Raw genomic sequence first — 23,947 nt, 5'->3', positions numbered from 1 at the left:
ATTTAAAATCAACTTAGTTATGGTGAAGTCAAAATATCAAAGTGTTCTGGATTTAGGACAAGAATTAAAAATCCAGGACGGTGATGTATCTGAAGAAAATGGAACTCTTAAGATAAAAGGTACTGCAAATACGCAGTATGAAAAAAATCAACTTTGGGATAAAATAAAAGAAATAGGTGGTAGTTCTCCTTCTGATATTATGGCGGATATCAAAGTTGCTGATACTTCTGTATATCATAGACATACAGTAAAAAGCGGTGAATCATTAAGCAAAATTGCAAAGCACTATTATGGTGATGCAATGAAATACAAGGCTATTTTTGAAGCAAATACAAATATTCTTAAAAACCCAGACGTTATTCACCCAGATCAGGAACTTGTTATTCCTAATTTATAATATCATATATTTAAAAATAAAAAAAGACCACTTAGTATAGTGGTCTTTTTTTATTTCAATATATAGCCTACCTACCTCTTTTGAGAATTCTTCTTTCAAAAAACAAACTTTTCTAAGTTTTGTGCATCAAAAGTCATTTATGAAATCATATTTATCATAAAAACCCACCCTAAAACCGTTATTAAATTACGTAAAAACCACAAATAATAACAAAATGTTAACAAATCTTTAAACATTTAGCAAAAAATTAGATAATATTTCTACTTTTGCCGCTTAACTCAAACTCAACTTATATGAAAACGCGATTATTTTTATTCGTGAGCTTATTCATTGTAGGCCACGTATTCGCACAAGGTAATAACCCTTGGCAAAGAACTAGTTCTTCAAAAAGTCTTAATGTTATTAAGACAAAGACAGATTTACCATCAAACACTCTTTTTGATCTTAATATTGAAATTCTGAAAAAAGCACTTCAGGATTCTCAATTGCGAGGAAAATCATCAAATGGTTCTACTGTTATAATGCAGTTTCCAAATGAGCAAGGTAAAATGGAATCTTTTAGAATAGTAGAGGCTCCTGTAATGCATCCTGATCTTGCAGCCAAATATCCTGAAATTAAATCGTATGCTGGTCAGGGGATCGATGACCCGACAGCTACAATCAGATTTAGTATTGCTCCTTCTGGATTGCAAAGTATGCGTCTATCTGGTAATTCTAAAACTGTATTTATAGAGCCATATACAACAAGTGGTTCTGTATATACTATTTATTCTAGAGATCAGAGATCAGGTACAATCGATAGATTGAATTGTTCTGTTGATGAGAATACTCCTAACTTTTCTAATAAAGGTGGGATTAATCAAAAAAATGCTGATGACGGTGTTTTAAGAACTTATAAATTAGCTGTTTCCACTACTGGAGAATATACTCAATTTCATGGAGGTACTAAGGCAGGTGCAATGGCTGCTATCAATGCTACTATGACTCGTGTAAACGGAATATATGAGACCGATTTTGGAGTTACAATGGTACTTATTGCTAACAACGACGCTGTTGTTTATACAGATGCAAATACTGATCCTTATACAGGAAGTTATAACAGTCAATTGCAATCTACATTAACCAGTGTAATCGGAGAAGCTAATTATGATATTGGTCATGTATTTGTTCTTGCTCCAAAAAATGGTAATGCAGGATGTATCGGATGTGTATGTGTAAATGGGAAAAAAGGAAGTGGTTTTTCTTCAAGAAATACACCTCAGGGAGATATTTATGATGTAGATTATGTAGCGCACGAAATGGGACATCAATTTGGTGGAAATCATACGTATACATTCCGTAGTGAAGGAACAAATGTACAAATGGAACCAGGAAGTGGTACTACTATAATGGGGTATGCAGGAATTACTGGTGCTACAGACGTACAACAGAATAGTGATCCTTATTTTCATGCAGCAACAATCCAACAGATAACAAATTATGTAAAATCAACAAGTTGTCAGACCAATACTAATACAGGTAATGCTATTCCTACCGCAAATGCAGGAGCTGATTATACAGTTCCAAAAGGAACTGCATTTGTATTAACAGGTCAAGGTACTGATGCTAATAGTGGAGATGCACTTACTTACTGCTGGGAACAAATGGATAATCGTGTAGGAACATATCCTGGGCCAACTGTAACTTCTGGTGTTGCCTTCAGATCTTATACACCTACAGCATCTAATCAAAGATATTTTCCAAGACTAGAAACTATTAAAACTGGTGCTACCTCATGGAAATGGGAAGCTGTACCAGATGTAACGAGAGCTTTAAATTTCAGATTAACGGTTAGAGATAATAAAGCTGGTGGTGGTGCAAATAATAGTGATAATATGAAAGTTAATGTTACTGCTTCTGCAGGACCTTTTGTTGTTAATGCTCCTAATACTAATGTTAGCTGGTCTGCAGGTTCTACGCAAACCGTAACCTGGAATGTTGCTGGTACAACTGGAAACGGAATTAATGCTGCCAATGTCGATATTTTATTATCTACAGATGGAGGAAATACCTATCCAACGGTTATCGCTACTGCAGTACCTAACGATGGTTCTCATAGTATAACAGTTCCAAATTCTCAAGGAACACAAAACAGAATCATGGTAAAAGGGTCAGGAAATATATTCTTTGATATTTCTAATGCTAACTTTGAAATTACTGGAGGAACCGGAGGAGATACACAAGCACCTACAACTCCTGCAAGTTTAGCTACCTCTAATGCAACACAAACTACTATTGATCTATCTTGGAGCGCTTCTACAGATAATGTTGGAGTAAGTGGATACGATGTATATCAAGGTAGTACAGTTATAGGAACAGCTACAACCACAACTTATCAAGCTACTGGGTTATCTGCTAATACATCATATTCTTTTAGAGTAAAAGCTAAAGATGCGGCAGGAAATCAATCTGGTTTTAGTAATACAGCAACAGCAACTACCCTACCAGGAAATACTGGTGGAGGATGTACAGGAGAGATTTCTTCTTTCCCATATGCTGAAGGATTCGAAAATACGCTTGGAGCATGGTCTCAAGCCACTGGTGATGATATTAACTGGACTATAGATTCTAATGGAACTCCATCAAATAATACCGGACCATCAAGTGCTGCAGAAGGTACATATTATGTATATACAGAAGCTTCTGGAAATGGTTCAGGATTCCCTAACAAAAGAGCAATATTAAACTCTCCTTGTTTTGATCTTAGTGCTGCATCTCAAGCAACATTTACTTTTCAATACCATATGTATGGTACTAGTATAGGAACATTAACACTAGAAGCAAGCACAGATAATGGATCTAACTGGACTTCTTTATGGACTAAATCTGGAAATCAAGGCAACTCTTGGAAATCAGCTAGTGTAGATTTAGCATCATATACTGGAGCTACAGTTAAATTAAGATTTAATGGAATCACCAGTACATCTTGGAGTGGTGATATCACTTTTGATGATGTTAAGCTAACTACAGGAACAGTTAATCCTTCTTGTACAGATGTAAACTTATCTATTACATTTGATAACTACCCAGAAGAAACAAGCTGGCAAATTACTAATAGTAGTAATCAAGTTGTAGCCTCTGGAGGAACATATGGTTCTCAGGCAGATGGTTCTACACTAACTCTTACAGAGTGTTTAGCTGCTGGTTCTTATACATTTACAATAAGTGATGTTTATGGAGATGGTATTTGCTGCCAATATGGTAATGGATCTTATTCACTAACAGCAGGTAGTACAACACTAGCATCTGGTGGTTCTTTTGGTAGTTCAGAAAATACTGCATTTACTATAGGTGGTACTGCTAGAGGTGTAACAGTAGACAGTTTTAATACTACAAAAGCTTCTCAGGTTTCTATAACACCAAACCCAGTAATAAGTGGTACTAATACAATCCTTAGAGTTACTTCTCCAACTGATAATATTTCAGTTACCATTTTTGATCTATTTGGAAGAAGTGTATACAAAAATGACAATGTAAGTAATAAATCATTTAATCCTGGAAATCTTGCCAATGGAGCATATTTGGTAAATCTTAAAACTGATCACAAAACATCAGTTCATAAGCTAATTATGAACTAGTTATGAATTAATTTTAGTAATCAAAGCATGAATAAAAAGCCATTAAAAAATATTTTTAATGGCTTTTTATCCATTTTAAGTAAGTTAAACGGGCAAAATCATGCATTTCATCGAAAAAATGACGATCTAAACAACACAAAACTTGCTTTTTTACGGTTTTACCGTACTTTTGTTTTCCAAATCGATAGAATATTTATATGAAAAAATTATTACTTTTAGTTTTCTTATTTATTTCATTACAAAATTACGCACAGTCCTTATCCAAAACAAGGATTATATATGAGCATAAAGATAAAATAGTAATGGATAACGGAAAGCAATACAAAATCCTGGTTAACAAACCATTTTATTCAGTTTCTGATACTACGATAAAAAAATATAAACAATATGCTAATCACCATCTTTTACGATTAAACCGTGTTCTTATTATTAGTAATGATGAGGAGTATATAGAATTAATCGAATGGGTAAAAGGAGACATGAAATTATATGAATCTCGTGAGATTTCTGATTTTAATCTAAAAGAAAATAATATTTCAGATTCTCTTGTTGCTCCAAAAAACTAAGTAGCCTCAATAACAGAAGTTTTAGCAAGTTGTAAAATTTGTTCAAATTGCTCTTTTAAAGTAAGGTTAGAATTATCAATCTTGATAGCATCTTCTGCTTTCTTAAGTGGTGAATCTTTTCTTGTACTATCTATATGGTCTCTATTAACAACATTTTTTAGAACATCTTCATAGGTAACATTTTCTCCTCTTTCTCTAAGTTCCAGAAATCTACGTTCTGCACGATCTTTTGCAGTTGCAGTCATAAATAGTTTAAGTTCGGCATCTGGAAAAACAACAGTTCCTATATCTCTTCCATCCATGACAATGCCTTTATCCATCCCCATTTTTTGTTGTTGCTCTACTAATTTTTTACGAACACTAGAAATAGCAGCAATTTTACTCACATATCTAGAAACGGTAAGTGTTCTGATTTCTCTTTCCACATTCTCTCCATTAAGCAAGATTTCTGCCAGGCCAGTTTCTGGATTTATCTTAAACCTAAGATCTATTGTAGAAAGATCTTTTTCTAATGCTTCATGATCAAAATGAAGTTCATCAATAATTTTTTTTCTCATAGCATATAAGGAAACTGCTCGATACATTGCCCCGGTATCTACATAAATATATCCTAATGCTTTGGCTAACTGTTTTGCGACAGTACTTTTTCCTGTAGAAGAATGTCCATCTATAGCTATTATTATCTTATTGTCTTCCAATTTGTGAGAAATGCTATTTGTATTAAAAATCAAAAATAAACCAAACTATTTGGAAAATACAGATTATCTAAAAAAAGTTATTATCAATGAAATGATTATATCTAATAAATTATTTATTAAAATATAAAGATTACTACGCTATAACAAAGGCATCTAATCATTTGACGTTATAAGAAATGATACTAAAACTTGTTTAGAAACACAATAATTACGTTTTATCGAAGTTATCTACCTTTAGACCCCTACTGCATGAATATAAGCTACTTTATTATACCTTAAATCAACACACATTAACCTAAGTATACACAAATCATGGGCTTTTTTGATTTTTTAAACGAAAAAATAGCAATAGATCTTGGCACCTCAAATACGCTTATTACCTATAAAGGAAAAATAGCAGTAAACAACTCTTCTATCATATCAATTCATCAAATTACCGGAAAAATTATTGCAGTAGGTAAAGAAGCAGGTATGATGCGTGGCAAAATTAACAAGAATATAAAAACAATATCTCCATTTAATAATGGTGTTATTTCTAATTTTGATGCAGCAGAGAAAATGCTAAAGACATTTATCAAAAAGTTATCAGTTTTTAATACTTCAGCTTTTGCTACTTCTTACAATATGATTATTGCTATTCCTTGCGGAAGTACCGAAGTTGAAATGCGGGCGGTACAAGAATCTGCAAAACGACTCAATGCAAAAAATATATTTCTAATACCAGAACCTATAGCCGCCGCAATAGGTGGTGGGATAGATGTTCTAGAACCTAAAGGAAATATGGTTGTAGATATAGGTGGAGGAACTACAGAAATTGCTGTGATCTCTTTGGGGAGAATAATTAGTGGCCAATCTGTAAAAATTGCTGGAAATGTTTTTAATGAGGATATTACTCAATATGTAAGAGAATCTCGAAATCTACATATAGGAGAGTCTATGGCAGAGAAAATAAAAATAAAAATTGGTTCTGCAATTGATACCTTAGCATCACCTCCAGAAAAAATGATGGTAGAAGGAAGAGACATTCTTACAGGAAAACCTAAACAAATACAATTATCACATAAAGAGATTAAAAAAAGTTTAGATAAGTCTATTATACAAATAGAAAATGCAATTATGGAAACACTTTCTGAAATTCCTCCAGAACTCTCTGCTGATATCTATAATTCTGGTATTTATTTAACAGGTGGTGGATCAATGCTAAGAGGGCTTGATAATCGATTATCTATAGCTACAGAACTTCCTGTACACCTAGGAGATCAACCACTAGAAACTGTTGTAAAAGGAAGCGACATTGTTTTAAAAAACCTGGAACTATATAAAGATGTCTTGATTAAAAAGAGAAGGTCATAAAATCACATAAAAAACAAAAGGCAGCGTTTAAAATCGCTGCCTTTTGTTTTTATAATTATATTAAATTATATTCTTATAATTTCTTTGCATTCTTAACCTTGGTATTGGTAATTGCAAGTTTTAATACATCTTCCATATCCTTAACATAATGAAATTTAAGCCCTTTTAAATATTCAGATTTAATTTCATTAATATCTCTCCTGTTATCTTCGCAAAGTAATATCTCTTTTATATGTGCTCTTTTTGCAGCAAGGATTTTTTCTTTAATTCCACCAACAGGTAATACTTTTCCTCTTAATGTAATCTCTCCTGTCATGGCAAGGCTTTTCTTAACCTTACGTTGTGTAAATAAAGAAACTAGAGATGTTAACATTGTAACTCCTGCGCTAGGACCATCTTTTGGAGTAGCTCCTTCTGGTACGTGTATGTGTACATTATAGGTTTCAAAAATATCTGGGTTAATACCTAATTCTACAGCATTGGCCTTAATATATTCCATAGCAATGGTAGCAGATTCTTTCATCACCTTCCCTAAATTCCCAGTAATAGTCAGACTACCTTTTCCTTTTGACAGAATAGATTCTATAAATAGAATATCTCCACCTACGCTTGTCCAAGCAAGTCCTGTTACTACACCTGCGACATCATTATTTTCATACTTATCACGTTCTAACTTTGGTGCTCCAAGAACTTCAATAATATCTTCATTACTAATTTTCACATTATACTCCTCCTCCATTGCTATATTCTTAGCAGCATAACGTACCATTTTAGCAATTTGCTTTTCTAGACCACGTACTCCAGATTCTCTGGTATATCCTTCAACTATTTTTTCTAGTTGCGCTTTCCCTATTTTTATATGGGATTTATCCAACCCGTGTTCTTCTAGCTGTTTTGGCAACAAATGTTGTTTGGCAATCTCTATTTTTTCTTCAATCGTATACCCAGTTACATTAATAATTTCCATACGATCTCTAAGTGCTGGCTGAATAGTTCCCAGACTGTTAGAAGTAGCGATAAACATTACTTTAGAGAGATCAAACCCCATTTCAAGGAAATTATCATGAAATTCAGAATTCTGCTCGGGGTCTAAAACCTCTAATAAAGCAGATGATGGATCGCCTTGATTACCTACTGATAATTTATCTATTTCGTCTAATACAAATACAGGATTACTGGTTCCTGCTTTTTTGAGACTTTGGATAATTCTACCTGGCATTGCTCCTATATACGTCTTTCGATGTCCTCTTATTTCTGCTTCATCACGCAATCCTCCTAATGAAATCCTTACATATTCTCTTCCCAGAGCCTCTGCTATAGATTTTCCCAGTGAAGTTTTACCTACTCCAGGAGGGCCATAAAGACATAATATCGGAGATTTCATATCATTACGCAGTTTTAATACTGCGAGGTATTCTATAATTCGACGTTTTACTTCATCCAAACCATAATGATCTCTATCCAAAATCTTCATAGCTCGTTTTAGATCAAACTTATCCGTACTAAATTCATTCCAGGGTAAATCCAGAAACAGGTCTAAATAATTACGTTGTATAGAATATTCTGCAACTTGAGGGTTCATACGTTGCATTTTGGACAATTCTTTATCAAAATGTTCTTTTATTTTTTCATCCCATTTCTTATCCTTGCTACGCACGCGCATTTCTTCGATTTCATCTTCATGCGAGACACCACCAAGTTCTTCTTGAATGGTTTTCATCTGTTGATGTAAGAAATACTCTCGCTGTTGCTGGCTCATGTCATGTTGAACCTTACTCTGAATGACATTTTTAAGTTCCAATTTCTGAAACTCTACATTCATATATTTTAATGTAGCTAAAGCTCTTTTCTTAAGGTCATTGATCTCTAGCAATTTCTGTTTCTCCTCTACAGGAAGATTTAAATTAGAAGACACAAAATTGATAAGAAAAGAATTACTTTCTATATTTTTAATAGCAAATGAAGCTTCAGAAGGTATCGTCGGACTTTCCTTTATGATTTCTAAAGCCAAATCTTTGATTGAATCGATTATAGCACTAAATTCTTTATTCTCTTTTGCCGGTCTTGCCTCAGGAACTTCTTTAACTTTAGCTTTAATATAAGGTTCTTCTTCTACAACTTCATCTATATGAAATCGTTTCTTTCCTTGTAGTATTACCGTAGTATTACCGTCAGGCATTTTTAAAACTCTTAAAATGCGAGCTACTACACCTACTCTATTAATATCTTTTAAAGATGGGTTTTCTATACCTTCTTCTTTCTGAGAAACTACCCCTATTGTTTTATTACCATTATTAGCTTCATTAAGAAGTTTAATAGATTTATCTCTTCCTGCAGTAATAGGAATAACAACTCCAGGAAATAGCACAGTATTTCTTAAAGGTAATATTGGTAATATTTCGGGTAAATCTTCTTTGTCTATTTCTTCTTCATCTTCTGGCGTCATTAAAGGAATTAATTCTGCATCTTCATCTATCCCCTGAAATGACAAACTGTCAAGTGTCGTAAATTTGGTTTTAGCCATAAGTATATATCAAAGTCATTTTGTCATCACGACAAAACAACATTTTTTTTTAGAATTTAATGAAACTGATTAAAAACCTTATAAAGCCCATTAAAACATGGCCTTTATTATAGATTCATTATTTACATTTCAATTGTTATGCCACAAGTTTTAAAAAAAAAATTAAAAAACTGTAACAAAGCAATGCAATATATATCTTTATGTTAAAGTAAATTATATTTTTTGTCACTAACCCAACTAAATACAGAGCAATTAATTGCGAAATGTCGCGAGCAAGATCAAAATGCGCAGCTCGAAACATACAATCGTTATTATAAAGCAATGTACAATACAGCATTGAGAATCATAAAGGACACAGCAGAAGCTGAAGATATTATGCAAGAAGCTTTTTTAACAGCTTTTACAAAACTATCAATGCTAGAAGATAATAATATGTTTGGGGCCTGGTTAAAAAGGATTGTTATTAATGCCAGTTTAACCGCAACACGTAAAAAAGATGTTCATCGTGAGGTAGCCCTAGAAACTGTTGAGTATGCTCTTACAGATAGCGACGGAATTGTAGAAGAAGATCTTGCTTCTGTAAAAGTAAATACAGTACTAAATACACTAACTCAACTTAAAGACAGCTATAGTACAGCATTATCACTACACCTTATAGAAGGTTACGATTATGAAGAAATCTGTCAGATTATGAATATATCATATTCTAATTGTCGTACGCTTATTTCGCGCGCAAAAGAAAGCCTACGAAAAAAATTACAATTTGTATGAATACCGATAAAATAGAAAAGTTATTTAAACGTATGCAAAATCAATTAGACATACATGAACCTTCTGCTAATCACCAAGTACGGTTTTTAGAAAAGTTGCAGCAACAAAACAAAGTTGTACAGTTGCAACCTAAAAAGGTGAATTGGTATAAACCACTTGCAATAGCTGCTTCGATTGCTATAGTATTTGGGATGGCAGCAATGACTTTTATGTTTAATCCAAAAGAAGAAGTAGATCTGGCAAATGTTTCTCCTCAAATGGAGGAAACTCAAAGCTTTTTTACCTCTGCTATTCAATTGCAACTCGAAGAAATCGATAAAGTTTCTTCTATAGAAACCAAAGAATTGGTTTTGGATGCAATGAATCAATTAGAAAAACTGGAATCTGATTATGAAACACTTAAAAAAGATCTCTTTCATAGTGGAAACGATAAACGTGTAATTAGCGCTATGATTAAGAACTTCCAGAAACGTGCAAATTTATTAGACGAAGTACTTCAAAAAATTAACAGCATTAACGAATTTAAATTAACAGAAAATGAAAACTTTATACTATAATATAATCCTCTTATTGATGATTCCTGCTCTGGCATTGGCCAATAATGGAGATCTGAAAGGAAAATATACTAAAGAAAAAATACTAAAAAAGGACTTCTCGGTTAACGCAGATGCCTTATTAAAAATCAGTAACGATTATGGTAACCTGGACATTACTTCCTGGAACGAAAATCGAATCGTTATGGAAATCACTATTGAAGTAAGTGGAAATAGTGAAGAAAAAGTGATCAAAAAACTTGAATCTATTGATGTTGAGTTTGATTCTTCTTCTCAAATGGTTAGCGCCAAAACTACTTTTAATAAAAATAATAGTTCCTGGTGGGATAAATGGACTAGCGGATGGAATAACAATATGAATATGAAAATCAATTATACTGTAAAAGTTCCTGTAACCAATAGCGTAGATTTTAATAATGATTACGGAAGCATCACTCTGGATAAAATAAAAGGTAGCGCTAAAATCAACTGTGATTACGGTCAAATTATTATTGGAGAGTTACTAGGAGATAACAATTATATCAACATAGATTATACTAACAATAGTACTATCTCTTATATGAAAAATGGAAAAATCAATGCAGACTATTCTGATTTTGAAGTTGGAAATGGTGATAGTATTGATCTTAATGCAGATTATACACAATCAAAGTTTAAATCTATAAAAAACTTGAACTACAACTGCGATTATGGTGGAATTCGAATAGAAAATGGTGGTAAAATAATAGGGTATTCAGATTATGTTAACACAAAATTCGGAAGTATTTCTGAAGAACTAAGCATTGATTCTGATTACGGATCTATCGAAGTGCGTTCATTACAACCAACCTTCAAAAATGTAACAATTAAAACAGATTATACCAGCGTTAATATTGGATATGAAGAAGGATGTACTTTTGATTTTGCAATCAAAACCTCGTATGGCGGCATTAAACTAGATGAAAGTATAAACGTACAAAAGAAATACGTTAAGGATTCTAAAAAAGATTATCAAGGATATAGTGGCCAAGCTAATAGTGGGAAAGCAATTAATATTACCTCTAGCTATGGTGGAATCAAATTAAGAAAAAACTAAACAAACAAAACACTAATACATCAATAAAATGAGAACAGCAGCATTTATTATAGGACTTACATTATGTAGTATAACTTCTCTGCAAGCACAATGGTGGGGAAATGGAAAAAAAATTAACGGTAATGGTAATTCTGTTACCAAAAACAGAACTACATCAGATTATGATCAGGTAAAAGTAAAAGGAAGCCTGGATGTATCCTTAATATCAGGTACAGAAGGAAAGATCACAATCAAGGGAGAAAGCAACCTTATTGATTATATAGAAACCAAGGTCGAAGGAGATGCTCTAAAAGTTTATGTAAAAAAAGGGTATTACCTAAAACCTTCTATAGGAAAAAAACTAATTATTACAGTTCCTTTTAAAGATCTAACTCAAGTTACACTCTCAGGGTCAGGGGATGTATATAGCTCTGACCCAATTAAGGCCTCTGATTTTAAAACTGGAGTATCTGGGTCTGGTGATGTTAAACTTGTTGTAGATGCAGAAAACATATGGGGACAAGTATCTGGGTCTGGTGATCTGGCTTTAAAAGGAAGCACAGGCACTTTTAATGGAAATGTATCTGGATCTGGTGATCTTTCTGCATATGAGTTAAATGCAAAGAATGTAACAGCTACTGTATCTGGATCTGGCGATATCGAAGTAATGGCTACTACTTATTTAAAGGCTCGTGTATCTGGATCTGGTGACATATTCTATAAAGGAGACCCGCAAAAAGAAGATAAAAAAGTATCTGGATCAGGAGATATTACAAAAAGATAGTATTAAGATAACTATCAAATAAAGTAAACTGTTTAAGAATCTCTATTCTTAAACAGTTTTTTTATGAATAATAAATCTCTATTTTTACATTTTACTTGTTATAAAGCACTAATAATGTTATTATGACAGATGTATTTTATTTTACGTTCACCCCAAAACAAAAATCAAATTGCGGTTCTTATCAAAAAAAGATATTCCTTTTAAAGAAATTGTACCCGATGGCTACATTGATATTCATTCACATTTGCTTCCGGGTATTGATGATGGAGTTAAGACAATTTATCAATCCGGCTATATCCTGGAACAATTTGAAAATTTTGGTTTTAAAAAAGCAATTACTACTCCCCATATAATGCAAGATATATGGCCAAATTCTTCGCAAACCATAACTAGTAATTTAGAAAAACTTAAAGAGGTTCTTCCTCCTCTTGGGATAACAAAAATAGAACTACAGGCAAGTGCAGAATATATGATGGACGATTTGTTTTATGAACGTATAAAAAACAATGACATTTTACCATTACACAAAAATTATATCCTGGTCGAAATGTCTACTTTTGCTCCTCCTATTAATCTAAGCGAAATCTTATTCGAAATTAAATTAGCAGGATATATTCCTATTTTGGCGCATCCAGAACGGTATTCTTTTTATCAAGATGATCTAAAAAAATATGATGAATTAAAAGAATCCGGTTTTCTATTTCAGGTTAACCTATTATCAATATCAGGATATTATGGTGAGCAAATAAAATCCTTTGCTAAAAAACTGATAGATCAAGGGTATATCGACTTTACCGGTACAGATGTACACAACTATCATCAATTAGAAGTCCTTGAAAAAGGATTTGATTATAAAGTTGCTAAAAAGATTACTTCGTTAATGAAAAACAATATCGAGTTTTCTTAATTCTTTTTACCATAACCGTATCCATAGTTATAACCAGTTTTATTACCAGCGGCATTAAGTAAAACTGCAATATTTGGTAAACGTTTTTCTCTATAGAAATTTTCTGGAACCTGTAATACTCTTTTATCAGAATAATTTTCTCTTACGATATAAATACTTAAATCAGCATGTTTTACTATTAAAAGAGTATCGGTTACAAGACTAACAGGAGCAGTATCTACAACAATATAATCATAGTGCTCTTCTAAATACTTAAACATTACATTCACTCTTTCCTGCATTAGAAGCTCTGCTGGGTTGGGCGGTATTGCTCCAGACGGTATAATATCAAATGAATCTTCTTTCTTATATTTATATATAATATCTTCTGGAGTTAACTCATCATTCATTATAAAATTAGTAAGTCCTTTAGAATCTTTCCCATTAGGCAACTCAAAAAACTGATGAAATTTAGGATCTCTTAAATCAGTACCTAAAAAAGCTACTTTCTTTCCTGAAATAGCTAAAGTTTTAGTCAAATTTGAAGAGATTAAAGTCTTTCCTTCTCCAGAAATAGTAGACGTAACAAAAATAACTTTCCCTTTAGTTTTATTAATTCCTGCCATTAGGAAATCTAAATTAGTTCTTAAGATCCTAAATGCCTCTGCTATTCCTGATCTATCATTTTGCGAAATCAAGATTTTATTTTTAGATTTCACCTTTGGTATAGATCCAATAATTGGCATAGAAAGTACTTTTTCAAGATCTTCTCTCGAACTTACTTTTACATTCAATAAATCTGAAGTATAAATAATAAGAAAAGGCAATATCAAACCAAGAAAGAAAGCTCCTGCATATACTGTTTTCCTATTTGGAGATACTGGATATGATCCCAATGTAGATGCTTTATCTATTACCCTGGCATTAGAAAGAGTAATATGGCTTTTTATCTCTGCTTCTTCTCTTTTTTGAAGTAGGTAAAGATATAATTGTTCTTTTATAGTCTGCTCCCGCTCAATAGCTCTAATATCTTTCTGTCGTGTTGGCGCACTATATATCTGACCACCAAAATATTGATTTTGAGTATTTAAGCTTCGTAATTGACCGTTAAGTGAGTTTTTTAAGCTATTTAAACTTCCTATCAAAACTTGTCTTAATCCACCAATTTGCTGATCTATATTTACAACAACAGGATTCCTTATACTCGAAGTTTTTAACAAACGTTGTCTCTGAAGAATTAACCCATTATATCTTGATATTGTTGTAGCAACTGTTGGATCACTAAATCCTGAATTAGATTGTGGTACAAGATCAAACTTACCCTCTTGGCTAAGTACAAACTTTCGCATTGATTCTATAAAATAAAGCTGTGTATTTAATCGTGCTATTTCTTGAGAGTTTTTTGTATCTAAATCAGAGAATTGCTGGGCTTGAACTGCCACATCACTACTAGTCAATCCCCTACTAGATTGATAAGTTGCAGCTTGATCGTCTACTTGAGTCAAATCTCCTGAAATGAGCTCTAAACGATCATTTATAAAATCTGCGGTTCTTGCCGAAGCTAGTCTTTTATTTTCTATGGTCGCCTTGTTGTATTCTTCTACAAGATCGTTAATAATATCTTTTGCTTTTTCCTTTACCGGGTCGTTTAATGACAATCTAACAATTGATGAGCCTTTACCTGGTATAATAGATAACCTGTTTCTATACGATTCTGCAACAAATTTTACTGGTGTTATTATAATTTTTATGATCTTACCACTATTAGCATCCATAGTATCCACACTTGGTGTGATAATAATATCTCCAACACTAGTAGTTATTGTTTTCCCAAAGGAGTGATCACTTAATTTTTGATCTTTTTCATCTAAAAAAGAAAACGTGGTGCCAGAATCAATTCGTACATGAAAGACCTTTGATTTTTTATGTACTATAGAATCATCTGATAAAAAGTTGATTTCAATAAGTGATTTTGGATAGTTCTCTACTTCTAAAATTCTTCCTTCACTAAAATATCGAACATTGAGCTTCAAATTATTAACTACATTGGTCAATAATGTTCTTGATTTAATTATCTGAATTTCATTCTCAATTTTATTCTGTCCATCATCTAATATCCCAAGATCTTTAAATGCAGATAATTCAGATTCACTCATACTTTCATCCTGAGAAATCGCAATGGTAGAAGAAACATTGTACTGAGGGATTGTATATCTTACTTTAACATACGCTAAAGAAACAAAAACAAAGACACTTAGTACAAACCAATACCATTGTCTAAGGTATTTTATAATCTGATCTCTAAGATTAAAACTAAATCCAGAAGACGAATCAAAATTAGTACCCTTTGTAGGAGTATTATTGGTATTAGAAATCATATGTTTATTATCTTATGACCAGAGTAACTACAGATAAAACAACACCAACTATACTGATAATTATACCAAGGGTATTGTTACGTGTTTTGGATTCTTTTATTCTTGAGTCATTTGGCTCAACATAAAGAACATCATTTTGTGCTAAATAGTATACAGGAGATTCAAAAATTGATTTAGAAGTAAGGTCTACACGATGATATGTATTTACCCCTTCATTTTCTCTAATGATTATTACATTTTCTCTTCTTCCTTTAATCGTCATATCTCCTGCCAAACCAAGGGCTTCAATAATAGTAACTCTCTCATTAGGAATCGTATAAGAACCTGGTTCTGAAACTTCTCCCATAACAGTAATTTTAAAGTTTTTTAACCTTACACTTACTATTGGATCATTAATATATATTTTTAGTTTTTCTTTAATTACTTTTTTAGCTTCAATTCGAGTTAAGCCAGCAATTTTCAGCTCCCCTAAAACAGGAAAATCAATATTTCCCTCTTCATTTATCAAGTAAGTAGGTTCTCCTGTCCCTGCAGAGCTTGTATCTCCCCCACCGCCTTCTCCTAAAGAAGAAGAGCCTTGCATTAGATTAAATGGCCTTACTGCATCCATATCTGCTGCTGAAACCATTATCCCAACGATATCATCAACTTTAAAAACAGAAGTAAAAGAATTTGTTGAAGAAATCTTCTCCAAATTTGCAGAATTTTGAAAATAAACCACATTCTCGGGTACTTTACAGGAAAAAACTGATATTAATACCGTAAATAATAACAAAAATCTACATCGCATATTTTAATACTTTATAAGTAAGCCTTTTAATAAGTTACAAAAATATAACTTTATTTAATTTAGCAATGAGATTTTGCTTTATCTATACTTTTTTCCTTTCATGTGTTCTAAAAGAACACCATAAAACATATAGGCAAGTCTATTCCCCTAGACAAGCCAATCTCTTTTTACTAAAAATGTTTTGAAGGTATTTTTCCCCTTACTATTATAATACCTCTATATTGTTGTATCAAGTACTATGCAAGAACTTTTTGCTTACCTCGAATACTTTTTTTGTTAATTTTATCGATACTCTCAAAAGTAGAATTGTTAGAAATAAATTCTGGAACAATCTCTTTTAATTTCCCTACAATTTGATGATCCTGACTCAATAAATTCATAATACAAAGGTCATCAATTTTATCTTTTATCAATATACAATCATCATCATCAAATCTACTTATCATTATTTTTTTATGATATGTTGGTAATGTATTTTCTGTATCAGCCAGAAGTTCTTCATATAATTTCTCTCCTGGTCTAAGGCCAGTTATTTTTATATCTATATCTTCTGGGTACCTAAGGCCTGATAATCGTACCATTTTCTTTGCCAGGTCAAAAATCTTTACAGATTCCCCCATATCAAAAATAAATATTTCACCACCATTACCCATTGTTCCTGCTTCTATGACTAATTGAGAAGCCTCCGGTATGGTCATAAAGAAACGGGTTACATCTTTATGAGTAACTGTTAATGGTCCACCTTTTTGGATTTGTTTTTTAAATAATGGAATAACAGATCCATTCGATCCCAGTACATTTCCGAATCTAGTGGTAATGAATTTAGTTTTACTCTTACTGTTAATACATTTTATATACATTTCGGCAACTCTCTTAGTTGCTCCCATTACGTTTGTAGGGTTAACTGCTTTATCTGTAGACACAAAAACAAACTTATCTACACCAAACTCAGATGATAAGTCTGCTAGCTTTCTGGTTCCAAGCACATTAATTTTAATTGCCTCACAAGGATTATTTTCCATAAGAGGAACATGCTTATATGCTGCAGCATGAAAAACCATATTAGGTCTATATTTTTCGAATATAGTTTCTACTCTCTGATGATCTCTTATATCAGCAACAATAGGTGTAAAATTAGTCACTCCTTTACTTAACAACTCTTGTTGTAAATCATATAAAGGAGATTCTGCCTGATCAACCAAAACAAGATGTCTATAGTTATAAAATGAAGCTTGTCTTACTATTTCGCTTCCTATTGATCCAGCTGCTCCTGTTATCAAAATCACCTTATCATTAAGCTCTTGTGTAATATTTTGATTATCCATATTAATAGGAGCTCTTTCTAACAAGTCTTCTATTTGAATTTCTTTAATCTGAGAAACCTTTAATTTACCATCAATCCAATCATTTACTGCTGGTATTATTTTAACAGTAACTTGCAGTTTAAGTAAATTATCCGAAATTTCTGAGAGTCTTTTTTTACTTATATGTGGAATTGATACAACGATCTCCTTAACATTGTTCTTTGTAATAAAGCTTTGATCGATCATTCCCGAAGGATATACCTTAATCCCATTAATTGTTTTACCAATTTTTTGAGAATTATCATCAACAAAACCAACTACAGATAAGGATCTGTTAGAATCATTAGTAACCGCTGCAAGGGTTATTAACCCAGAATCTCCAGCCCCGTAAATCAATATTCTAGAAGTTTCTCCTATTTTTGACTTCACATAGTAGTAGCAATATTTAAATACCAAACGACTTGTAGTAAGTGTTATAATATTTAATAAATAGTGCACACAAATTATAGATACCGGAATATTCAATAATTCTGGCAATAGTGCTAACCTACTGGATGCCATAAAAAATCCCATTAAACTAATCAAGATAGTTACAGCAACAAACAGGTTATAAGCATCTCTCATTCCTGTATGTCTAACCACTCCTTTATAGGATCCTATCATTAAAAAACTTAAGGTAGATAAACCAGCTATAATTGGTAATTGGTATATTAAATTAGTGGTATCAAAATTTAGTGTGATTCCAAATCTAATGACGTACGCCAAAAAGAAATTAAAGATCGTAATTAACACATCAATAGATAAAACAAGCCATTTAGATGCGTGTTTATGCGAATTATTTATAAGGTAGCTCTTTATCATCTCAATACATTTTTAATTACTGATACAATTCTATATAAATCATCTTCTTCAAGATTAGACCCGCTGGGTAAGCAAAGGCCTCGATCAAATAGGTCATCAGAAATTCCATTGAGGTAAGCATCACAATCTGCAAATACAGCTTGTTGATGCATGGGCTTCCATAACGGTCTTGATTCTATGTTTTCTTCTGCTAATGATAACCGTATTCCTTCTCTTAGCTTATAAGAGCTGGTTTCTACACAGGTTAACCATCTATTAGAATGATATCCAGAAGGTTCTTCCAAAAATTTTATATCAGAGGAATCTTCAAGATTCTTTTTGTAAAATTCAAAATTACTACGTCTATTATTAACATGGGCATCTAAAACTTCCATCTGTCCTCTTCCTATACCTGCAGTAATATTGCTCATTCTGTAATTATATCCTATTTCAGAATGTTCATAATGAGGTGCATTGTCTCTGGCTTGAGTTGCCAAAAAAATGGCTTTATCTTTATATTCTTGTTTTTTAGAAACAAGTGACCCACCTCCAGAGGTAGTAATAATCTTATTCCCATTAAAAGAAAGGATTGCGATATCTCCAAAAGTCCCACAGTTAACTCCTTGATAAGAACTTCCTAAGGCTTCTGCACTATCTTCTAATATTGGAATTTTGTATTCTGAAGCAATGTTGTGAATAGCATCTATATTATATGGCATTCCATATAAATGAACGGCAATAATTGCTTTAGGCTTTTTACCTTTTGCAATTCTGTCTTTTATTGCTATCTCTAATTGGTCTGGACATAGATTCCAGGTGCTTCTCTCGCTATCTACAAATACCGGTTTAGCTCCAAGATATACTATTGGATTTGCAGAAGCAGCAAATGTCATACTTTGGCATAACACCTCATCACCTACTGTAACACCAAGTAGTTTTAACCCAAGGTGTAATGCAGCTGTACCAGAGCTTAATGCTGCAGCATAAACATCTTCTCCAAGATAACTTTCAATATCACTTTCAAATCCATTAACGTTTGGACCCAAAGGTGCTACCCAGTTTGTGTCGAATGCTTCTTTTACAAATTTTTGCTCTGATCCACCCATATGCGGTGAAGAAAGCCATATTTTTTTTGAATCAATTATATTCATAATTTTCCCATTAATAATGAACAATAATTTCCTATTGACATAATAATTATATAACACATATAATCACTAGTCAAATCTTTTTGATGACAATCTAAAAAACGCTGGAAGAAGGGGGGTAGAACTTCCTTTTTTGAACTTACTTTATATTTGTTTTCCAAGGCTAAAATAGTCTAGTTAAATCAATTAACAACTCAAAATCTAATTTTTTAGACAGAATACTAGAAAAAAACGTTCAATGACTCACGTTTGCCTAAATATCATCTCATAATACGGAAATCCCGTAAGAAAAGTATTATAGATATGTCATAAAACTACTTGTAATAAAAAACGAATTTAAATTCAAAATCCTATTTTATCACAAAATTAAACATAACACATCCTCTAAATTCATTTTTCATATTACTTTTTTGTAAACTATTTTGGGTAGTACAAGTATACCTTAATAATTAATTAATTTTATGGGTGTAACACCTATTTATGAATAGGGTCATTTCCCCTACTCCCCATTATTCTTTTTATCAAAAAGCCTATTGTTTTGCATGAATTAAAAAAATAACTTAACAAATATTTGATTTATAGAATTAAATACACAAAATTTATACCCTTCAAAAGCAATGAGATTTTTTCATAAAATTTATTTGTATAATCCCTCCCCGAATTTTATAATTATATAAAGTATAGATGTTATTTAATTCTTTAGATTATTTCATATTTCTGCCAGTGGTTTTTGTTCTCTACTGGTTTATTTTCTATAAAAAAATTCAAATCCAGAATTTGTTCATACTCATTGCCAGTTATATCTTTTATGGCTTATGGGATTGGAGGTTTCTATTTCTTATACTTGCAAGTACCCTTGTTGATTTTTTTATTGGTCAAACTATTTATACAAATGATTCTACTGTAAAAAGAAAAGCTTGGTTATGGGTAAGTGTTATTTTCAACATCGGCCTTTTAGGTTTCTTTAAATATTATAATTTCTTTATAGGGTCCTGGGTAGATTTTCTTTCTATTTTCGGATACGAACTTAAAAGCACATGGACATTACAGATTATTTTACCTGTAGGGATATCTTTTTATACGTTTCAAACAATGTCGTATTCATTAGATATCTATTATAAAAGATTAACACCTACCAAGAATTTTATTGCATTTGCCACATTTGTTAGTTTTTTCCCTCAATTGGTTGCCGGCCCCATAGAAAGGGCTTCTAATCTCTTATCACAAATCACTACTAAAAGAATTTTTAATTACGCACAATGCACTGAAGGTCTAAGACTTATACTCTGGGGATTGTTTAAAAAAGTGGTTATTGCAGATTCTATTGCTCCTATTGTAGATGATATCTTTCTTAATTATAATGATTATTCTGCTTCTACTTTAATCCTTGGTGTATCCCTTTTTAGTTTTCAGGTCTATGGAGATTTTAGTGGGTATTCTGATATCGCTATAGGAACTGCCAAACTATTTGGAATAGAATTAATGTCTAACTTTAAGTTTCCTACATTTTCTAGAAACGTTGCAGAATACTGGCAACGATGGCACGTTTCTTTATCCACATGGTTTAGACATTATGTATATATTCCTCTTGGCGGAAGCAGAGTGAGTAAACTTAAATCGGTGAGAAATATTATTATTATTTTCTTGGTGAGTGGTTTTTGGCATGGTGCAAACTGGACCTTTATCGTATGGGGAGCAATTCATGCAGCTTTATACATTCCTGTTTTTTTAATGGGACGAAATCGCATTTACATGAATACAGTGGTGGCAGAAAATCGTTGGTTTCCCACTTTAACAGAAATCTTACAAATCTTACTTACTTTTTCGGTAGTTACATTCTCTAGAGTATTCTTTAGATCTGAGTCAATTACTGATGCTTTTGGATTTTTAGAACAGATGTATTCTAATTTTTCATATGAAACCTATCAACATCCATTAGGGTATCGTATGATAGATTACTTTATATTGTTAGGCCTTTTTATTTTATACGAATTTAGAATTAGGAGAGACGAGCGTGCCCCTTTTAAATTTAAATCAAGAATTGTGAGATTTGTCGCGTATACTTTAGTAATTTTAGGAATGTTACTATTCTTTGATGACAATATAGACAGATCATTTATTTATTTCCAATTCTAATTAAAAATAGATAATGACATCAAAAATAGCATTACGACATAACTTTAAAATCACATGAAAAAACTTATAATCAAAAGCATCTTATATGTTTTTCTAATACTAATTGTATTAGAAGGGTTAGTACGTGTTTTTCATTTAGGAAAAGATACTCCTACTCGATTTCTCGATGAACACAAAGTCGAAAAATGGAAGCCTAATCAAAATGGTTTTTCAGTTACCGGAAACAGAAGACAAAATTTCTCAGAATATCATATTAATACGACAGGGTATAATTCCTACAGAGAATTTACTCCAACAAAAGATAAAGTAGAAATAGCACTGGTTGGAGATTCATTTATAGAAGGGTTTCACCAAAACTACTACAACTCTATTGGTAAAAAGATTGAGAATACTCTCCCAGAGATCGAAGTATATGAATATGGATATGCTGGGTATGACTTTGCAGATCAACTGCACCTTGTGCATTCGTATGCATCTCAATTCGACCTTATTGACCACATTATTTTAGGTATAAAATTCTCTAACGATTTAACTCGCGCAGAATACCAGGTCGTCAATAGTCGATTGGCTTTAGAATCGCCTATAAACAGAATGCTAAAAAAAAGTAAACTAATAGTATACTGCAAAAGTATTGGGATTTTGGATCCTCCTCAAGAACTAATGTACCGATTGATTAATGCTCTTAAACCTAAAAAAAAGACGGTTCTTAAAGATGATACTGAAATTTTAAAAATCAAAAATCAAAATGAAAGGAAGTATCTGGAAAATTTTAAAAGTTTGGTTTCTAAATATGGATATGATAAGAAACGATTTACACTTCTTTTAGATTCAAGAATAACAAGTCCTTTATTTTTATCGTATTTAGAAGAAAATAAATATAATTATATTGACTTCTCTACTTCTTTTGAAACCTCTGATCGTTCTACCACTTTAATCTATGACAGACACTGGAACAATCACGGTAGAGATGTCATAGCAAAGAATATTACTCAATATTTAAGAGATACTAATTTTATAAAGAATTAATATTTTCCTGGTGCTTTTATCGATTTATCATAAAAGTGATGATCATAATTCTTTGTTATAAAATAATCAGTAGGTTTTTCTCCGGCAAAAAATTGAAATTCATTAATAAAATGGCTTTGATCATAATAACCATGGTCTAATGCAGTAGATAAATATTCAGGATTCCTGTTTAATAGTATTTTTTTTACGGTTGCTTCAAACCGTATGATTCGTTGAATTTTTTTTGGTGTAATCCCAAATTGGGACTTAAAATTTCTTTCAAACTGGCGATAACCCAAATTGGTATAAGCAGCTAATTCTTTTAAAGAAATTGAATTATACTGCTTATATAAAGAATACATAATAGTATCCCATTTATCATTTTGTTTATCATGGAAACCATACAAACACTCAAGTAAAAAAGATTCTATACATTTAATTTTGTCATTAATAGTACGGCACTCATCTAGCTTCTCCAAAAAATCTCTACCACTAGATCCCCAAATATCCTCGACAGAAGCAAATTGATTATTTAACTCCAGATATGGGATTGAAGAAAAGTGACGAAAAGCTCCACTTCTAAATCGAACTGATATAAAAGAAACCTCACTGGACTCATCTATATGTAATATTGAATTTCTAGGACAAATAATATGTGCATTATCACATTTATGATTATTCATTAGAAGTGGTTCATGAGTATGAAACAACAATTCTAATCCAGCACCGGGTAAAATCGCAGGTAATTTAAATTCTCTCGAATGCTTTAATACATACATTCGGTCGACATATTTTGACAAACTTTTATTGGGTCTATATGACGTTTTATTGATTAACAATTAGAAGACTTCTATTACTGGTTCTGATGTAAGTTGTGAAGACACAAGTGAAATAAACTCATTAAAATGATTAGAAGAATTATGCGCATCAACTGCATCCATATTCGTATATTCTTCATAAAAAACGAATTCTGTAACCACCCCTATTTCTTGATATAAACGATAGGTCATACAACCTTCTTCTAAATTACTTTCCTGAACCATTTTTTTTGCATAAGTCAAAAATTGTTCAACACTTTCTTTCTGTACACTTAACCGTGCTATAATTGTTTTTTTCATATCACAAATATATACCGACTTAAC

General features: G+C 32.0%; 19 protein-coding genes. 11 read left to right on the top strand and 8 right to left on the bottom strand.

The window, feature by feature from the left end:
• Window positions 1-19 precede the first annotated feature (19 nt).
• The 3 genes from Z054_RS0106085 (at window position 20) to Z054_RS0106065 (ending at window position 4,580) form a co-directional block, all read left to right on the top strand.
• A complete protein-coding gene (locus tag Z054_RS0106085) occupies window positions 20-397 on the top strand; it encodes a LysM peptidoglycan-binding domain-containing protein (protein WP_024769190.1) in 378 nt (125 codons plus the stop codon).
• 293 nt (window positions 398-690) lie between these two features.
• Window positions 691-4,014, top strand: coding sequence for a reprolysin-like metallopeptidase (locus tag Z054_RS27935; RefSeq protein WP_024769189.1), 3,324 nt, complete (start codon window positions 691-693; stop codon window positions 4,012-4,014).
• A 197-nt stretch (window positions 4,015-4,211) separates the two neighbouring features.
• On the top strand, window positions 4,212-4,580 hold the full coding sequence (locus tag Z054_RS0106065; RefSeq protein ID WP_024769188.1) for a hypothetical protein: 369 nt from the start codon (window positions 4,212-4,214) through the stop codon (window positions 4,578-4,580).
• Here the strand turns inward: Z054_RS0106065 and cmk are convergent.
• Window positions 4,577-5,278: a (d)CMP kinase gene (gene cmk / locus Z054_RS0106060; protein WP_024769187.1), complete on the bottom strand. Its 702-nt coding sequence runs from the start codon at window positions 5,276-5,278 to the stop codon at window positions 4,577-4,579. The genes Z054_RS0106065 and cmk overlap by 4 nt on opposite strands.
• Before the next feature lie 312 nt (window positions 5,279-5,590).
• Between cmk and mreB the strand changes: the two genes are divergently transcribed.
• Entirely contained in the window at window positions 5,591-6,631 is a 1,041-nt protein-coding gene (mreB, locus tag Z054_RS0106050) for a rod shape-determining protein (protein WP_024769186.1), read from the top strand.
• A 73-nt stretch (window positions 6,632-6,704) separates the two neighbouring features.
• Here mreB and lon read toward each other — a convergent pair whose 3' ends face one another.
• Window positions 6,705-9,155: an endopeptidase La gene (gene lon / locus Z054_RS0106045; protein WP_024769185.1), complete on the bottom strand. Its 2,451-nt coding sequence runs from the start codon at window positions 9,153-9,155 to the stop codon at window positions 6,705-6,707.
• 222 nt (window positions 9,156-9,377) lie between these two features.
• Between lon and Z054_RS0106040 the strand changes: the two genes are divergently transcribed.
• The 5 genes from Z054_RS0106040 to Z054_RS0106020 all read left to right on the top strand — a co-directional run bounded on the left by Z054_RS0106040 (window position 9,378) and on the right by Z054_RS0106020 (window position 13,225).
• Window positions 9,378-9,926: an RNA polymerase sigma factor gene (locus Z054_RS0106040; RefSeq protein WP_024769184.1), complete on the top strand. Its 549-nt coding sequence runs from the start codon at window positions 9,378-9,380 to the stop codon at window positions 9,924-9,926.
• On the top strand, window positions 9,923-10,483 hold the full coding sequence (locus Z054_RS0106035) for a hypothetical protein (RefSeq protein WP_024769183.1): 561 nt from the start codon (window positions 9,923-9,925) through the stop codon (window positions 10,481-10,483). Before Z054_RS0106040 ends, Z054_RS0106035 begins: the two co-directional genes overlap by 4 nt.
• Window positions 10,464-11,555, top strand: a complete 1,092-nt coding sequence (locus Z054_RS0106030; RefSeq protein WP_024769182.1) for a DUF4097 family beta strand repeat-containing protein — start codon at window positions 10,464-10,466, stop codon at window positions 11,553-11,555. The genes Z054_RS0106035 and Z054_RS0106030 overlap by 20 nt, the downstream gene beginning before the upstream one ends.
• 28 nt (window positions 11,556-11,583) lie before the next feature.
• Window positions 11,584-12,318: a head GIN domain-containing protein gene (locus Z054_RS0106025; RefSeq protein ID WP_024769181.1), complete on the top strand. Its 735-nt coding sequence runs from the start codon at window positions 11,584-11,586 to the stop codon at window positions 12,316-12,318.
• A gap of 169 nt (window positions 12,319-12,487) precedes the next feature.
• Entirely contained in the window at window positions 12,488-13,225 is a 738-nt protein-coding gene (locus Z054_RS0106020) for a tyrosine-protein phosphatase (protein WP_024769180.1), read from the top strand.
• Here Z054_RS0106020 and Z054_RS0106015 read toward each other — a convergent pair.
• The 4 genes from Z054_RS0106015 to Z054_RS0106000 all read right to left on the bottom strand — a co-directional run bounded on the left by Z054_RS0106015 (window position 13,222) and on the right by Z054_RS0106000 (window position 19,667).
• Window positions 13,222-15,582, bottom strand: coding sequence for a GumC family protein (locus tag Z054_RS0106015; protein ID WP_024769179.1), 2,361 nt, complete (start codon window positions 15,580-15,582; stop codon window positions 13,222-13,224). The genes Z054_RS0106020 and Z054_RS0106015 overlap by 4 nt on opposite strands.
• 7 nt (window positions 15,583-15,589) lie before the next feature.
• Window positions 15,590-16,276, bottom strand: coding sequence for a polysaccharide biosynthesis/export family protein (locus Z054_RS27930; RefSeq protein WP_241461391.1), 687 nt, complete (start codon window positions 16,274-16,276; stop codon window positions 15,590-15,592).
• A 332-nt stretch (window positions 16,277-16,608) separates the two neighbouring features.
• The gene (locus Z054_RS0106005) at window positions 16,609-18,537 is read right to left on the bottom strand and encodes a polysaccharide biosynthesis protein (protein WP_024769178.1); all 1,929 of its coding nucleotides are present in this window, start codon (window positions 18,535-18,537) and stop codon (window positions 16,609-16,611) included.
• Entirely contained in the window at window positions 18,534-19,667 is a 1,134-nt protein-coding gene (locus tag Z054_RS0106000) for a DegT/DnrJ/EryC1/StrS family aminotransferase (protein WP_035090746.1), read from the bottom strand. The genes Z054_RS0106005 and Z054_RS0106000 overlap by 4 nt, the downstream gene beginning before the upstream one ends.
• Before the next feature lie 774 nt (window positions 19,668-20,441).
• Here Z054_RS0106000 and Z054_RS0105995 point away from each other — a divergent pair.
• Entirely contained in the window at window positions 20,442-21,800 is a 1,359-nt protein-coding gene (locus Z054_RS0105995) for an MBOAT family O-acyltransferase (RefSeq protein WP_316929921.1), read from the top strand.
• A 54-nt stretch (window positions 21,801-21,854) separates the two neighbouring features.
• Window positions 21,855-22,826: a hypothetical protein gene (locus Z054_RS0105990; protein ID WP_024769175.1), complete on the top strand. Its 972-nt coding sequence runs from the start codon at window positions 21,855-21,857 to the stop codon at window positions 22,824-22,826.
• Here Z054_RS0105990 and Z054_RS0105985 read toward each other — a convergent pair.
• Together Z054_RS0105985 and Z054_RS0105980 are read right to left on the bottom strand one after the other, a co-directional pair.
• Window positions 22,823-23,644, bottom strand: a complete 822-nt coding sequence (locus tag Z054_RS0105985) for an AraC family transcriptional regulator (RefSeq protein WP_316929920.1) — start codon at window positions 23,642-23,644, stop codon at window positions 22,823-22,825. The genes Z054_RS0105990 and Z054_RS0105985 overlap by 4 nt on opposite strands.
• Window positions 23,645-23,923: a putative quinol monooxygenase gene (locus tag Z054_RS0105980; RefSeq protein ID WP_024769173.1), complete on the bottom strand. Its 279-nt coding sequence runs from the start codon at window positions 23,921-23,923 to the stop codon at window positions 23,645-23,647.
• Window positions 23,924-23,947 lie beyond the last annotated feature (24 nt).

The organism is Aquimarina macrocephali JAMB N27, assembly GCF_000520995.1.
Classification (GTDB): domain Bacteria; phylum Bacteroidota; class Bacteroidia; order Flavobacteriales; family Flavobacteriaceae; genus Aquimarina; species Aquimarina macrocephali.
This window is presented reverse-complemented; position numbering and strand designations above follow the sequence as displayed.